The sequence below is a fragment of the Paraburkholderia sediminicola genome (assembly GCF_046027825.1).
Lineage (GTDB): Bacteria > Pseudomonadota > Gammaproteobacteria > Burkholderiales > Burkholderiaceae > Paraburkholderia > Paraburkholderia sediminicola_D.
Genome location: NZ_JAQQDU010000090.1, coordinates 17,068 through 32,762 on the forward strand (window position 1 = coordinate 17,068; position 15,695 = coordinate 32,762).

The window sequence follows — 15,695 nt, forward strand, 5'->3', positions numbered from 1 at the left end:
CTCTCTAATTTTATGGCTAAGCGGTTGCAAATTGAATGTCGGCTAGCACGACCGGCCGATCTGACATTTGCGGGCCGCCCTCATGATCGGGCTGTTCGTTGTACTGCAAAAGCAGGCTCAGCACGTTGTCTTGCTCCCAACGCATGCGGTCAATAACGGGTTCGGAAAGACCTACATCTTCATCCCATAAAACTTCGACATTTTCAGGAAGCCATTCGTAGCTAGGGCCCCCAAGAAAAGTGGCGACCATCCGTCCCTGGCTATGATCCCCTCGAGTAATGACATAGGCATTGTCCTGCCGATCAATCACGATTTCGGGGCGGCTTATCGGAATTTGCAAAGTACCGGCTCCCTGCAAGACAAAAGCTTGGGTCCGTCGCGATATGATCTGGTGATGCCATCGGCGTCCGTCAAATCGCAAATGCTGGTATTGCGGAATACCATTGGCGTCGTCCGCATAGAAAACGATATGCGAATTGTTACGACTGTCAAGCGCCATGCTGCACTGGTTCATCAAGTTGCTGCCCGGAGAAACTGGATGCACGGTCTCCGCATTGACCTGAGTGATAGGCAATTGGTAACTCCGCCCTCTGGACGTAAACCAGCTCAATCCACCATCCGGCGAGCAGGCGTAACCGATATTAATGTTGTTTATCCGCTCTTCCTTGCCTAGCGTATGGGTTCGCCACACAAAGCTAAGGTGCAGGCTACCGTCACTGCCGATAGCTGGATGATTCCAGTAGGCGTTGCTTGTCCACGGCTTTGACTCGCTACCGCTGAGAATAGGCAGGGAGACGTCCGTCCAGTTCTTTAGCAATTCATCATAGAATTTGAGGCGTGCGTTACCTCTGTTGTGCCCACCATCACGATAAAGTAAGGTCAGTGGAAATCCATGATGAGGTTGTATGAACGAGGGATACGTGACCCTGTCTTCCGCCATGCCCGTCATGGGCAACTCGTCGCTCCAACTCAAAATGTCATTGGGTCGAATGCTGCGTCGGTAGCGAAGTTGAGTGGCATGGTGGTCGTAGCACATATGAAGGTGATTGGCACGATCCACGCCGAGACTAATGGTGTTGTGAGCATCGGAAAGATTGTAAGTGCCACCGATATCGTAAGTCTCGAGGCTATCTGTTTCCAGGTCGCGTTGCACCAGGCGCAGTGTGTTGGTATCCACATAGAAGGCGGTAAATTGTTTGCCTTGATGAGTGAGGATGCCGTGGTGACGAAATATGACCGTGTTAACCGTGTTACCAGCCCACGCGTCTCCCAACTTGAAATCTGCCAGTCGATTGACGCTAAAACCGCGGATGCTGCGTAGCGATCTCTGTGAAACGGGGGCGCCGCTCAGCTCATTGTCCAAGCCTGCTGCCGGCAAACCAAGATCGTGGTATTGCTGGCTAACACGTGCCTTTGTTAGCAGAAGTCTGTCACCTCCAGGAGTGCCAGCTGTGATTGCAGATTCAAAATGCCCAATTGCACACTTTGAGTTGCCCGCGATAGCTGCGGCACGCCCTAAGCTGTTATGCACGCCTGAGACAAGAATCTGGCAGATCAACTTCTTGCTCGCCCCCCACTCTCGAGCCAACCAGATGAATTGTCTGGCTTGAACGAGTTGTCCGAGTTGAAGTCGCGCGGCAGCCAGGAGCACAGCCAGCTTAGCGCGATCAGGATGGTTCTGCGCTGTATTGCAATCGAGTTGAGCGAGGCTTCGCCAGTCACCAAACTGCCACTGTGTATACGCGCGTTCGAGCAGGTACTCGTCGTAAGGTACAAAACGTTGCTCTGACTGGATTTCGATCATGGCGGCACTTCGAATATCGCTTTTGGTCAGGGTGCTCTCGAAAGTGGAGGTTGGTTTCTCGGTCATGCCCGCTGCTCTCCGAGAAAAACTTCCTTAATCAAGTCGATCTGTGCTTCAGCCCTCGCTACCTCTTCTTCCATAGTCTGCTGACGAGTGACCCTTTCGACCTCACTCGCCTGGTGGCGCCAGATTTGCAGTTGCAACGAACTGATTTGCTTGAGATGTTCCGCTGACAGCTTGGCAGTTTCGTCATGTCGTTCCGCCAGCGCTGATTTTTCGTGCTCAAGCTGCGTTTGGGCCTGCTTCAGGGCTTCGATTTCCTTAGCACGGTCGGTGGCAAGTTTGACGATTTCGTCATGCCGGCTTGCAAGTGTCGAGTGCTCCTGTTCGAATTGCGCTTTGACTTGCTTCAGGGTCTCAATTTCCCGAGCCCGGTCGCCGGCCAGTTGAGCAGCTTCGTCATGCCGAATTGCAAGCGCCGAACTCTCCTCTTCCAGTTGCGTTTTGACCTGCTTCAGGATTTCGATTTCCTTAGCAAGGTTGTCAGCAAGTAGGGAGGCTTCGTCATACCAGATTGCAAATGTCGAGCTCTCCTCTTCGAATTGAGCCCCAACCTGCTTTAGGGTTTGGATCTCCTCAGTCCGTTCGGTAGCCAGTTGCGTGGCTTCCTCATACTGGCCTGAAAGCGCTGAAATCTTCTCTTCGAGTTGCGCCTTGACCCGCTTCAGGACTTCGATCTCTTCAGCGCGGTCAGCAGCGAGTTGGGTAGCCTCCTCATGCAGGCTCGAAAGCGCCGAACTCTTCTCTTCGAGTTGTGCCTTGACCTGCCTCAGGACTTCGATTTCCTTAGCATGGTCGCCAGCAAGTCCGACTGCATCGTCAAGCTGCGCTGCGAGGGTCGACTTTTCCTGTTCGTCCTGCTTTTCCGCCTGCTTCAGAGCTTCGATTTCCTTAGCACGGTCGGTGGCAAGCTTGACGATTTCGTCATGCCGGCTTGCAAGTGTCGAGTGTTCCTGTTCGAATTGCGCTTTGACTTGCTTCAGGGTCTCAATTTCCCGAGCCCGGTCGCCGGCCAGTTGAGCAGCTTCGTCATGCCGAATTGCAAGCGCCGAACTCTCCTCTTCCAGTTGCGTTTTGACCTGCTTCAGGATTTCGATTTCCTTAGCAAGGTTGTCAGCAAGTAGGGAGGCTTCGTCATACCAGATTGCAAATGTCGAGCTCTCCTCTTCGAATTGAGCCCCAACCTGCTTTAGGGTTTGGATCTCCTCAGTCCGTTCGGTAGCCAGTTGCGTGGCTTCCTCATACTGGCCTGAAAGCGCTGAAATCTTCTCTTCGAGTTGCGCCTTGACCTGCTTCAGGACTTCGATCTCTTCAGCACGGTCAGCAGCGAGTTGGGTAGCCTCCTCATGCAGGCTCGAAAGCGCCGAACTCTTCTCTTCGCGTTGCGCCTTGACCTGTTTCAGGACTTCGATCTCTTCAGCACGATCAGCAGCGAGTTGGGTAGCTTCCTCATACCGGCCCGAAAGCGCGGAAATCTTCTCTTCGAGTTGCGCCTTGACATGCTTCAGGACTTCGATCTCTTCAGCACGGTCAGCAGCGAGTTGGGTAGCCTCCTCATGCAGGCTCGAAAGCGCCGAACTCTTCTCTTCGAGTTGCGCCTTGACCTGCCTCAGGACTTCGATTTCCTGAGCATGGTCGCCAGCAAGTCCGACTGCATCGTCAAGCTGCGCTGCGAGAATCGACTTTTCCTTTTCGTCCTGCTTTTCTGCCTGCTTCAGGGCTTCGATTTCCTCAGCTCGGTCGGTCGCAAGCTTGACGATTTCGTCATGCCGGCTTGCAAATGTCGAGTGCTCCCGTTCGAGTTTCGCTTGGATCTGCTTCAGGGCATCAATTTCGAGATTTCGCGCAACTACTAACCTCGCGACTTCGTCACGCTGGCCGCACAGCGCTTGATTTTCCTTTTCGATAAGTGCCTTGGCCAGCTTCAGTGCTTTCACTTCCTGATCACGCACGACGAGGCTGCCGGTCGCATTTTCAGATCGCAGCACCAGGTCCGATCTTTCCTGCTCAACGCGAGAGTAAGCCTGCTTCTGCGACTCGATTTCTCGAGCACTCAAAGCGGCAAGTCTGGTGGCCTCATCATTGCGTCGCGTTAACGCCAGATTCTCTTGCTTAAGCAGGACGCTGACTTGCTTCTGGGCCTCGATTTCCTGATTGCGCGTCGCTACGAGCCTGACGAGCTCATCATAGTGTCCTTCCAGGGTCACCTTATCCCGTTCCAGTCGCGCCCTGGTTTGCTTTAACTCATCAATTTCCTGAATCTGTTCAATGACTAGTTGTGCCCGCTCATCGCGCGCGCGGACCAATTCATCAATTTGCATTTCGATCCGTGCACGACGCTCAGAAATCGATGCCCGTTTCTTCACTTCGTCCCGCAGAACAAGACTTGCTTCGTACCGCAAGCGGACAGCCTGACGATCTTCAGAATCGCTAAACTGTATATCTGCGGGCAAGGTCGCCAGCATGGCCTCCGCTTCAATCACATCGCCGGCCTCATGAAGCCTGAAGGCCAGCCATTTCAGTCTGTAAGGCTTTGGGTCTAGCCTATAGGCACGGCGCGCTGCTTCAGCTGCGTTTGAACAATCGCTGTGCTGCACGTATCTCCCCAAAGCGGTATAGCCATTGGCCTGCATTGCGGGTGAGATCACTGTCTCGCGCATCAATTTCTCGACCGCGTCGAAACCGCCTTCGCCGTACGCGGACACAACCTTGTCGAACCCTTCGCCTCCCAATGACACTGGCGGCGTCTGTTTGCTATAGGTACGCCAAATCTTCCCAAGCTTGCCGGGCAGCATCAGAAATGCTTTGGGCGAATCAGCACTTGCAATAAGCAGATCGCCCAGCTTTGCATTCAACGTGTTTTGCGTTTGAATCTCGTGGACTTCCTGCTGAACCTTCAACAGTGTAGTCAGCCGACGGCTTTCGATCAGTGCCTTAATCAGATCTTCATCGTCCCGCTCCCTGTCCGGCAAAAGGGGGATCGTAGGATTAGTTACCACTGCGCGTTCGCGATCCTTGTTGCGCAGATAGTAGACCTCCAGTTGCTCCTGCACCTCATGAAGCTGGAGAAGCAGCAACTGATTTTCCTTTTCCAGATCTTTGAGACTGGCTTGGGGGTCGGCTATCTCTTTCCGGTTAGTCATCATTTTTTAGCCTTCCAGGTACCGCGAGTATCGATAAGCCGTTGCCGGTCATCGAGCTCCGGTCGCACGTTTCTAAATTCGGCGTGATCCACGAGCAAAACCAATATGTTCGCCCGCGCGACTGCCTCGTCCAAGGTCACCAAGCTCGCTTGGGTCGCGATTAACTCATCGGACAAGGTCTGAAGGTTGGGCTCGACGACTAACACTTTGCGTCCGTAGCAATTTGCCAATGTTCGGGTAATCTGGAGGGCGGGACTTTCACGCAGATCGTCAATGTCGGCTTTGTAAGTAATGCCCAGACACGCGATGCGAATGTCTTTAATAGCAAAACCCGCGTCGACAAGATCTGCTATGGCGTCGCCGACCTTCCGAACGACCCAACCAGGCTTCGAGTCATTGACTACACGTGCGGCACGAATCAACTTCGCGTCGTCAGGCGCGCTATCCACAATAAACCAGGGATCGACCGCAATACAGTGCCCGCCCACGCCGCAACCCGGCTGCAGGATATTGACGCGGGGATGCAGGTTAGCCAGTTTGATGAGCTCCCACACATCGATCCCCTGCGTGTCGCAGATCATCGAAAGCTCGTTGGCGAACGCCACGTTGACATCGCGAAAGCTGTTCTCACTCAGCTTGCACATTTCAGCCGTCCGCACGTCCGTGACGATGCAGTCACCCTGCACAACCATACTGTAGAGGGCGATCGCGGCTTGGGAACACTTCGGGGTCATGCCACCAATGACGCGATCATTGGCAACCAGTTCATGCACGATCCTGCCGGGAAGAACTCGTTCGGGACAGTGCGCGACGCGAATATCAGACGCATCGCCTGCCTGATGCGGGAAAGTGAGATCCGGCCGGATTTCCGCCATCCACCTGGATACCAACTCAGTCGTGCCAACGGACGAGGTCGATTCAAGAACGACCAGATTGCCTTTTTTCAATACTGTCGCGATCGTCTTGGCCGCCGATTCGACGTAACTCAAATCGGGCCTGCGCTCGGTCGTCAGCGGAGTCGGCACAGCAATCACGAAAGCGTCGGCGGGTTCGACGCAAGTTGTCGCTCGCAGGTAGCCGGCACCTACCGCTGCCCGGACAAGGATGTCCAGTTCGGGTTCAATAATGTGGATCATCCCGCGATTGATGGTATCGACCACGCGAGGCGACACATCGACACCGATTACACGCAACTTGCGGGAAGCAAATAGCGTGGCCGTGGGCAGGCCGATGTACCCAAGACCTACGATCGAAATTGTATTCAACATGCACTCGCCGGAATCAACGCGAGCGCGCTCATCGGCCTTCCCGTCGACGCGCGGATTCGCTGCCTGTGCTGTCAACACATAGTTTGCCGCGTCGTCGAGTAGCTGGGTCACTTTCATAAAAAAGTCACTTCATCTATACCAATGATCCGGAGAGTATCCACGTCGATGCCTCACTTCACGTTGCCGTCTTTCGTCTGTCGGCTACTGGTCTGTCTAAGCCCAGAGCCTCTTTCTGAATCCCGCCAGAATCAGCGATAAGCGGACTTGGCTTGTTTCATCGGATACAAATCGGACACGCCTCAGATACGCGAATGAAACGCAATCTTGCGGTTCGCGTGAAAATACGCCCAGTGCATCGCCGCACCGGTTAACGCGTCCGCGACGTCAGCGAAAGCACCTTGGTTGCTTCCGGTCGAGTCCCGAAGACAATCAAAGCGTCATCGCTTTGGCTGCCATCAGTCCACGTGATCACGGATGATGCTCTCCGTTAATTTGACAACACCAATTAGGGCAAGCGCGACCAACAGGGTGACGATCAGACTGTAAATTCGCTCGGGCTCCAGAGGAAAGACCGGTGTAGTCGGTGATTGCAATACGGAGACCATCTTGAGCGTGCGAGCGGCGTCCATCCGACCTTGCTCCAACGCTGAAAGAGCCGTCTTGTATAAGTCCTGTGTGAACGTGACCTGCATCTGCAAGCGTTGGAACTCCTCAATGGTGTAGTTGAGAGTTCTTCTTGAAGGCGAAGTCAGTTCGGCGCGTTTCTCTGCAATTTGCTGCGTTAGCGCGTTAACGTTGGCCTTCAGCAACACCACAGTCGGTTGATTCGGACTCAAATTCGTCGGCAAGGACGCGAGCTGAGTTTGAATTGCAGATTTCTGCTCTTCGAGCTTGTCGATAAGCACATTGATGCTTTCTTCCGTCGCTTGCGGCGCTGACAGACCTTTCTCGTTCTGAAAGTCAACTACTGCCTGTGTGGCATCGAGGAGCCGATCATGCGTCGAGGTCACCTGCTTCGAAAGAAAGTCTACGCGCGACTGAGCCAATTCATGACCCATATCGTTCATGTGCGCCTCTCCGTCCTGGACCATCAACTTAACAATGGCCTGCGCTGTCTTTGGATCGTATGCCTGAGACTCAATACGCAACACACCGCTGTAATCGTCGTACTCAACGTCAATCCGTGACAGCCAGTACTTGTAGAACCACTCCATCGGGGCATGTTTAAACCACATCCGCGAGATTAGGTCCCGGCGCGAATCACTGTAATGCGAACGCAGATCGAGCGAAGCATCGAGCTTCTTCAACAAATCTTCCGATAAGAGATATTCGCGCAGCAAAAGCTGATCAGCGCTATTAGGGCTAGCACCGGCGATGGCCGCCGGCAACGCGACGCTCGGGCCATCCAACTGATCTGTTCTCTGGACGATGATAGTGGCGTCCGAAACATAACGGTCAGAGGCAATCACGGCCCAGTACGGCACCGACAAGATCGCATAGACCAGTACAAGCCTCACGAACAGCCGAAAAAAATTAATGGAGCGCAGCCCCCGTTTTCCTCTTTCAAGGATTTCGGCCATTTTGGTGCCTGCGCGCCAGTTGTTGTTCGACACTCGTTCGTTCATAGTGATATTTTGCTTTTGTATGCTTTCAGTGCTTCGTCGAGATCGTCAAACCAGTGAGCCATACCGTCATTGATAACGATGCCTGATTGACAGAATTGCCTAAGAGTTCCTTCGTCATGAGAAACCATGATGATGCTGGCTCGGTCCACCATGCTTCTGAAAGCATCGGCGGCTTTCTTTCTGAATTTCGCATCGCCTGCCGCAGTGACTTCGTCAGAGATAAACACCTCGAAGTCGAAAGCTAGCGACAGGGCAAACTGTAGACGCGAACGCATTCCGGAAGAGTAAGTCTCAACCGGCTCGTCGAAAGCATTACCTAAATCAGCAAAATCCTGAATGAAGGCAAGGTGGTCCTTAAGTTCGTCCTGGTGGCCATAAACGCGGCAGACAAATTTCGCATTCTGACGCCCCGTCAACGTGCCTTCCAATCCACCGCCGGCCATTGGCCACGATACGCGGCACCTTCGCTCAACTCGGCCTTTAGTCGGAAAATCGACTCCACCAATGATGCGGAGCAACGTCGATTTGCCTGCCCCGTTTTGTCCGATCAAGGCGACACTTCGTTTGGACGGAATACTTATAGTGATGCCACGCAAAATCCACCGTCCAGCGCCGTGCTCGGTCATGTATCGTTTGTGGACATCTTCGACAAGAATCATCGCATCACCAATTTTCGGGCAAAGCGCTTGTACAAAGCGAGGCCGATCAGAATAGAACCCAATGCCGATGCATAAAGGAATGCGAGGCTCGCACCTTGGAGACCTCGGTAAGAGGGCAGGAATCCTTCCCTCATCAACTCAAGCCCGTTGACGACCGGGTTTGCCAGAAAAATGTACTGATAAGGGACAGGCACGAACAACACAAGAGGAAGCAATGCTCCCGAGATATAGTAGAGCGGCAAGTACATGAGTTTGAAAACATGATCCAGTTCGGGGACGAATCTCATCGCCACCGATGTGATCATGCCAAATCCCAATCCGAACAACCACAGACCGACAATACTTGCTGCGATCAGTAGAGGATCTCCGGGCATCCATACAGGACTCAGAAAATCCGGGGTGATCGCATGCCCCGTCGCCATTGCAATCGTACAAATGACAAGCGATATCGGCACCATCAAGAACAACTCCAGGAGTGCTCTGACAACCGCGACATCGAAGGGCTTGACCTGCCGATACGCAAAGAACGCCCGGTTGCTATCTATTCCATGCAGCACCTGAACCCACGTTCGGCGCCAAAGAATAAAGCCTATGAACCCGGAAATAATCCACATGTTTATCGCAATTCCACCCACCTGGTGGATGCGAAAAGTTTCCAGCCCAAACGCGTGCAATGAAATATAGATTATTGGTTCGGCCAAAAGCCAAAGCCAGGCGGCCCGCGCTTCAAACAGCCGATCGAGCGCCTCACGCAGGAAGATGGCCCACCAAACGGAAAGCGTAATCTGCGAGGCAGTACGGGTCGTTGCTTTCATAGCCGGCTACTGCAAATCGTTGGTAAAGGTAATAGCCGGATCAGCCACCATTGCGACATACGACAAGAATTTCCTGAATTCCGCTCCAGGCGAATTCGTAACGTAAATCACATCATGATTTTGAATCGGGAAATTCTGCGTCACGAAAAACGAGGCCGGATCGCGCAGATTGATTTCATACACCACCGGCACCGTGCCATTAGTAGACCTGAGTGACGGATCCTTATTGTCGACCAGCTTCGCGTCCTCGAATCGGAACACGAACACACCGCGGGCATCCGCCCGGCTATCGTTGAGTCCGCCTGAGCGTGCCAGCGCCTGAGCCAGCGAAATGCCCTGGGCCTCAAACGGAATCTCGTCGTTCTTCCCCGTCGCACCCAGGACCGAAAAAGTTTGCGGCTGATAAAGCGCGGTGACAACATCGCCCGGTTTGAGCAACACGTTCTGCTTCGGATCGCGAATGATCGAGTCGAGCGTCATCGTGCCGGTGACATTTCCACGCGAAAGCCGAACCGCCATATGACTGATCGCCTGCTTAAAGCCGCCGGCAAATGCCAACGCATCCAACAAACGCTCACCCTTCGGCGTCAGCGGCATCATGGTGCTGGTGTTCACCTCACCGACGATCGTGACGTTCGAGGCATTGTTCTTCGCGACCCCGACAAGCACCTGAGGCTGATTAGCCTTGCCCTGAAGATGCTCGACAATGCTGGCTTCGATCTGCTCCGTCGTGCACCCACTCACCGCAATCCGGCCGGCGAAAGGGATAACGATCGTGCCGTCGGCCGCCACCATTTGCGTCGGCAGCGTGACGCCACTCGACGTATTCGAACCACTCGACGTGTTCGAGCCCGCCGTCGGCGACGACGCGGATGACATCGCGCTGAACAGAATCGCAGGCGGCGTCTCCCAGATCGTCACCTCGATCATGTCGCCCGGGCCGATCGCATAGTTGCTGGCTGTGCTGCTCGCGAACGTGCTGGAGAATTGCCCAAGCTTCTTCGAATCAGCCAATCGACGAGCCAATGCATCGTTGACATCCACCACCTGGATACCATCGACTCGACCCGAATCATGCTTCTCCTGAACCTGCTCGCGACTCGCGCCAGACGCCGGCAACCAGTCTGAATAAGTCCCACACCCCGATAGAAATAAAACGGCGGGAAAGCACACCGCCAAAAAGTTCTTCTTCATGAATTGCAATACCTGGATCGGGCGATGCCTTTCCAACTGAGCTTGCTGCGAGATCGACAACGTACGACTACCATTCGATCATGGCATTACGTCTTGCAAGTTCGCATTGGGAAGTGCATCTTCCTGAGAATTATTTCGGAGGGTCATCTGACCGATTTGCAAGTAATGGAACGGATCCACCATTGGCATCTCGACGATGACTCGATCGTGCCGAACACGTCTGCTATACGATCCGGCAACTCTCTTTTCTATTCCCCGCGCGCATGTCGATTAGAGATACGCCGATTTATCCGGCTCGGCGGTCATCGATGACATGCCCAGGGATGCTACAGAAAGAAGTTCATGGAACGGACCCACGACGATGCAGCGGCAGATCGGTTTTGCGGAAGCAGGCCTTGTCTTTTTGACCTCGGCGACCACTGCGGAGATCGCTCTCGTCTCTATCGAGCCGCGCGTTGAATCCCACCCGGCTCGGGCGTGTAATTAGCCTATATAGGCCCGGCATAGGTTTTCTATGCGGCGCAAACACCACTGTGCCCATTTTTACTCCCCGCGCTGGTCATTCGCGTCAAACTTTTTTTGTCGATATGCTCTGCTTTTGTCCGGCTGAGCACGTCTGATATCTCTCATTTCACCCGCCGCGCTCCTCGCAAAAACATCCCCGGCACGCGACGAGAAGCGCAAATAAAACCATGTTCACTACGATTAAGGGGACCCAGACTGACAAGCCCCAAGCAGGCCAACCATCGGCGATAAATGCGGTAATTTTCACTACCGCTCATGCTGCCCTCCTGCTCCCGCCACCCTGTTTAAGCAGCAATCGTGCCAATGGCATAATTTTTAATCGCCGTCGAACGGCGGATATGCCTAATTCATTGATAGATAGGCATTTTTCTAAAAATTTCAGACGACTGGACGCGCTAAAAAGTCGGCCAGATTCGTTTTGTTCGACGTGTTTGTTACGTAACGCATTTCGCCACCGACGATAAGGACACGCGCGGGCAGGCTTCTCCGGCGCAAAACGGATGGGTCAATGCGCGACGCGTGCCGCGGTCAGTGGATACGAGCAGGACACGGGATTCCCGGTTGAGCATCAACAATGCCCCAGGTCGTGCGGGTCGCCTCGCACCGGTTATCCGCAACGGCCGCAGCTAATGCCGAGGTCTCCGTCGTGGCTGATTCAAGGTACTTTTTTGGTCAACGGCGTTACGGTGACGTTACGGGAACACCCCAACATGCAGCGTTGAATCGACTAGCACGCCCAGAACGGAGTAAGTAACGTAAGCACCCGCGGAAGTTATCTTGATTATTAAGGTGCGAGGGCGAGGATCTTGTTCACCTGGATTTTTTATGGACTGGTCTACACGATGGGAGATTGTCCATGAGCAACATGTCGGTCCCGGCCCATTGCACCCGCAGTTGGGCATAGCGGCCGCCACCGTGTGCGATGGTGAGTTCTTCGTTCAGTTTGCGAGCGCTCAGGTACAGCGCGGAGTAACCGAGACGTCACGCCTGCTTCGCGTGACATCGCTGTCCTCAGCGTGCGATCCCCGCGATTCTCGACAAGGCGGCAACCGTGCGGCTAATCTGCTCCGGCGCATGCGTCGAACAAATGAAAAAACGCAGGCGTGCGCTTTTTTCTTCTACAGCCGGATAGAAGATCGGCTGCACGTTGACGCCTTCGTCGAACAGCGCGTTTGCCCATTGAGCCGCCTTCAATGAACTGCCGGCGATGACGGGTACGACCGCAAAACCTTGGCTCAACCCGGTATCGAGCCCGGCAGCACGCGCCTCGCTCAGGAACTGGCGACCGCGCGCCTGCAACCGCACGACGCGTTCGGGTTCGGCAAGCAGGCATTCGAGCGCCGCAAGCGAGGCCTCGGCAAGCGCCGGGGCAAGCCCCACGCTATACAGAAAGCCGGGCGCGAAGTGGCGCAGCATATCGACGAGCGGCTGGCAGCCGGCAATGAAACCACCGCAGCCGGCCAGCGTTTTACTCATCGTGCCCATCCACAGATCCACGCGGTTTGAGTCGATATCGCATTGCTCGCGAATGCCCTTGCCCGACGCGCCGAGCACGCCGAGCGAATGGGCTTCGTCGACCATCAGAAAGGCGCCGTGATGTTCCTTCAATTCGCAGAATCGCGCCAGGTCAGGGAGGTCGCCATCCATGCTGTAAAGCCCTTCGATCGCGATCAGGACATGCCGGTAGTCGCGACGCGTTCGCGTGAGCAATTCGTCGAGCGCCTGCCAGTCGTTGTGCGCGAAGCTCAGGCGCTTCGCGCCACTCAGTTGTGCACCCTGCACGATACTGTTGTGCGCGAGCGCGTCGTGGACAATCAGATCGCCCGGTCCGAACAGCGCGCCGATCACGGTCACGTTGGTGGCGTGGCCGCTCACGAATGCGACGCAGTCGTCGGTGTCGTAGAACGCGGCGAGCGCATGCTCGAGCGCGCGATGCACCGGCCGCTCGCCCGCGACAATACGGCTCGCCGACGCGGACGTGCCATACCGGTCGATCGCCGCCTTGGCGCGCGCCGCGACGACGGGATCGTCGGCGAGACCGAGATAGTTATAGTTCGCAAAGTTCACGTATTCGCGGCCGCCGATTTGCGTCGTCGCGCCTGCCATGCCCTCGTGCACGCGAAAGAAAGGCGACGTGACGCGCAGCGTCTCACCCATCTCCCGCATGATCCGAACCTGCTGGTACTGCGGCATCGCCTCGAAACGACTACGCGCCGATTCGGTTCTTGCTACTTCTGCAGCCGGCGCGCCGGACGCCGCGACCGCTTCGGTCGCGCGCTCAAGTCGCCGTTGCAGGGCTTTTGCCGCCAACTGCTGGCGAATGTGTTCTCCGAGTGCCATGTGATCCTTTTCCAGCCTCTCTATCCCGCCTGCCCGTCTCACGCATCCGCGCTGACCCACTCGCACGCGCCGGGCGTGCCAAGCAACACGGTGAGCAGCCTGTAATTCATCTCGTGTGTCGGCCGTCGTGCCGTGACCCGCCCGAGCAGCGGCGCGCCTGCTAGCGCAAGATCACCGACGAGGTCGAGCACGCGGTGGCGCACGAATTCGTCCGGCTGACGCAAGCCGCCAACCACACGCTTGCCGACGATCGACGCCGTGCAGGACGGCCGCGCGCCACGCAAAATCGGCACCCCGCGCAAATAGCCGACGACGATCGCCGGCACTGCCCATTTGATCTGCCCGTAAGAACGCGCCGACGCGATCTCATCGGCGAACGCGCGCGGCGTGAGCCGGCCGTGCCATTCCATGTCGCCGAAGTCCTTGAGGTCGTTGTTGTAGACGCTGAGCGCATACTCGTCCGCGGGCTCGACATGCATCTCGCGGCGCGCGGCGCCAGTACCATCGGCGACACTCACCGGCTTCAGTACGCGGAGAAAGCGTTTAGGCTGCGGCAACGCAGTGCGTCCGCAGGCCATGATCGCATCGATCCACGGCTGCGCGCTGCCGTCGAGAATCGGTACCTCTTCGGCGTCGAGTTCAACGATCGCGTGATCGATCTCGCAGACCAGCAGCGAGCCAAGCAGATGTTCGACCGTGCGCACGCCGACACCGTCGGCTGCGCGCAGCATCGTGCACAGTGGCTGGCTCTGGCGCAATGCCGGATCGGCGGCGATCATGCCAAGCTCACGCCCGTCGCGGAGGCGGCGAAACACAATGCCGTGCCGCTCGCCGGAGGGCGCCACGGGCAGAATCCGCACGTTCACGCGTCGCCCGGTATGTAGCCCGCGCCCTGACAATTCAAGAGGCCGGGCGAGCGTGCCTTCGCTGGCTTGCCAACCTGAAGGCAGCTTTACTCGGCAAACGCCGGCGTCGACTGACATGTCATATCTCCCTGATATTTCTGATCCTGAGTCCGATTACGCTCGCGCATCGCACATGCCTCGTTCTCGCACGTCGGTCGCGGCCGCTCCGCCGGGGCTAGCCTCATCCGCATCACACTCGTCGAGCAGATCGACGATCCGCGTGGAAAGCGTATGCACCGTCGCCCCCTCTGCGATCGCCATGATCGACAGTTTCACGCCGAACGATTCCTCGATTGCCATGCCAAGCTCCATACCCATCAACGAGTCCATGCCGAGGTCGAGGACGGACCGGTTGAGGTCGATGCGTTCCGGCGACATATGCAGGATGCGTCCGATCTGGCCGCACAAGCCCGCCTCGACCATCGAAACGGCTTCCGGCTTCGGCAGCGCGCGCAGCCGTTCGAGCAGCGCGCCGTCTTCACCCGCTGCCTCGGCCGCGGCGCCGACCTGCAGCGCCGCGTAGCGGCGCGCCTGTGCTGCGGGCATGCCGCGCGCGATCGCCGACCAGTCCAGACGCACGACGGCCTCGCCAGCAACGCCGCTCATCAACGCCTGTTCGAGTGCCGCCAGGGCCTCGTCGGAGGTGATCGACGCGCCGCCGATACGCGCCTGCAGCGCCTCACGCTTCGCACTGTTGCGCGCGAGGAAGCCGACATCGTCGATCGGCCCCCACGCCATGAAAGTAGCCGCCAGCCCGCTCGCGCGACGATGCCCAACCAGCCCTTCGAGGAAACTGTTTGCCGCGACGTACGCGCCCTGGCCGGGATTGCCGAGATAGGTCGTGGCCGATGAATACAGCACGAAGAAGTCGAGCGTGCAGCGCTGCGTCGCGCAATGCAGATTCCATGCGCCCGCCACCTTGGGTTCGAGCACGGCCGCCATGCGCGCGTCATCGACGTTACGCAGCAGTCCGTCGTCGATGCGCATCGCGGCGTGCAGCACGCCCTTGAGTGGCGTACCGCTGGTTTCGATTGTCTCGATGAGACGCTTGAGCGCTGCGGCATCGGTGACATCGCACGACACCACCGACACCAGCGCGCCGTGTTCTTCGCGCCAGCGCTCGATCTCCTGTCGTTGCGCGACATCGAGCACCCCGCTGCGGCTCGCGAGCGTCACATGACGCGCGCCGCGCGCGATCATCCAGCGTGCGCTCGCGTAACCGAGTCCGCCGGTGCCGCCTACGATCAGATACGCAGCCTGCGGGTCCAGTTGCAACGCCGGCCGCGCGACATCGTGCGCCGGCGCCCGCGCCCGCCCCCGCGGGGCAGGCGGCAAAATTTCGCGGCCCCCGTATGGT

At 56.6% G+C, this 15,695-nt stretch carries 10 protein-coding genes; all 10 read right to left on the reverse strand.

Annotation, left to right across the window (positions count from 1 at the left end):
• Positions 1-16 precede the first annotated feature (16 nt).
• The gene (locus PQQ96_RS33495) at positions 17-1,870 is read right to left on the reverse strand and encodes a BNR repeat-containing protein (RefSeq protein WP_408300464.1); all 1,854 of its coding nucleotides are present in this window, start codon (positions 1,868-1,870) and stop codon (positions 17-19) included.
• Entirely contained in the window at positions 1,867-5,010 is a 3,144-nt protein-coding gene (locus PQQ96_RS33500; RefSeq protein WP_408300466.1) for a hypothetical protein, read from the reverse strand. The genes PQQ96_RS33495 and PQQ96_RS33500 overlap by 4 nt, the downstream gene beginning before the upstream one ends.
• On the reverse strand, positions 5,007-6,275 hold the full coding sequence (wecC, locus tag PQQ96_RS33505; protein ID WP_408300479.1) for a UDP-N-acetyl-D-mannosamine dehydrogenase: 1,269 nt from the start codon (positions 6,273-6,275) through the stop codon (positions 5,007-5,009). The genes PQQ96_RS33500 and wecC overlap by 4 nt, the downstream gene beginning before the upstream one ends.
• A 455-nt stretch (positions 6,276-6,730) precedes the next feature.
• Complete coding sequence (locus PQQ96_RS33510) at positions 6,731-7,900, reverse strand: KpsE/RkpR family capsule polysaccharide export protein (RefSeq protein WP_408300468.1); 1,170 nt, start codon at positions 7,898-7,900, stop codon at positions 6,731-6,733.
• A complete protein-coding gene (locus PQQ96_RS33515) occupies positions 7,897-8,559 on the reverse strand; it encodes an ABC transporter ATP-binding protein (RefSeq protein ID WP_408300469.1) in 663 nt (220 codons plus the stop codon). Before PQQ96_RS33515 ends, PQQ96_RS33510 begins: the two co-directional genes overlap by 4 nt.
• Positions 8,556-9,374, reverse strand: coding sequence for an ABC transporter permease (locus tag PQQ96_RS33520; RefSeq protein ID WP_408300471.1), 819 nt, complete (start codon positions 9,372-9,374; stop codon positions 8,556-8,558). Before PQQ96_RS33520 ends, PQQ96_RS33515 begins: the two co-directional genes overlap by 4 nt.
• Positions 9,375-9,380: 6 nt before the next feature.
• A complete protein-coding gene (locus PQQ96_RS33525; RefSeq protein WP_408300472.1) occupies positions 9,381-10,568 on the reverse strand; it encodes a polysaccharide biosynthesis/export family protein in 1,188 nt (395 codons plus the stop codon).
• A 1,536-nt stretch (positions 10,569-12,104) separates the two neighbouring features.
• Positions 12,105-13,433 carry an aminotransferase class I/II-fold pyridoxal phosphate-dependent enzyme gene (locus tag PQQ96_RS33530; protein ID WP_408300474.1) on the reverse strand — a complete coding sequence of 443 codons (1,329 nt, stop codon included), beginning with the start codon at positions 13,431-13,433 and terminating at the stop codon, positions 12,105-12,107.
• Positions 13,434-13,471: 38 nt separating this feature from the next.
• Complete coding sequence (locus PQQ96_RS33535; RefSeq protein WP_408300476.1) at positions 13,472-14,416, reverse strand: UDP-3-O-acyl N-acetylglycosamine deacetylase; 945 nt, start codon at positions 14,414-14,416, stop codon at positions 13,472-13,474.
• 36 nt (positions 14,417-14,452) lie between these two features.
• On the reverse strand, positions 14,453-15,695 hold a 1,243-nt coding region (locus PQQ96_RS33540; protein WP_408300477.1), incomplete at its 5' end, for a beta-ketoacyl reductase.

Excerpts from the sequence above, each read along its gene's own strand:
- PQQ96_RS33495 (WP_408300464.1), bottom strand. The coding sequence starts at position 1,870 with ATGACCGAGAAACCAACCTCCACTTTCGAGAGCACCCTGACCAAAAGC.
- PQQ96_RS33500 (WP_408300466.1), bottom strand. The coding sequence starts at position 5,010 with ATGATGACTAACCGGAAAGAGATAGCCGACCCCCAAGCCAGTCTCAAA.
- wecC (WP_408300479.1), bottom strand. The coding sequence starts at position 6,275 with ATGTTGAATACAATTTCGATCGTAGGTCTTGGGTACATCGGCCTGCCC.
- PQQ96_RS33510 (WP_408300468.1), bottom strand. The coding sequence starts at position 7,900 with ATGAACGAACGAGTGTCGAACAACAACTGGCGCGCAGGCACCAAAATG.
- PQQ96_RS33515 (WP_408300469.1), bottom strand. The coding sequence starts at position 8,559 with ATGATTCTTGTCGAAGATGTCCACAAACGATACATGACCGAGCACGGC.
- PQQ96_RS33520 (WP_408300471.1), bottom strand. The coding sequence starts at position 9,374 with ATGAAAGCAACGACCCGTACTGCCTCGCAGATTACGCTTTCCGTTTGG.
- PQQ96_RS33525 (WP_408300472.1), bottom strand. The coding sequence starts at position 10,568 with ATGAAGAAGAACTTTTTGGCGGTGTGCTTTCCCGCCGTTTTATTTCTA.
- PQQ96_RS33530 (WP_408300474.1), bottom strand. The coding sequence starts at position 13,433 with ATGGCACTCGGAGAACACATTCGCCAGCAGTTGGCGGCAAAAGCCCTG.
- PQQ96_RS33535 (WP_408300476.1), bottom strand. The coding sequence starts at position 14,416 with ATGTCAGTCGACGCCGGCGTTTGCCGAGTAAAGCTGCCTTCAGGTTGG.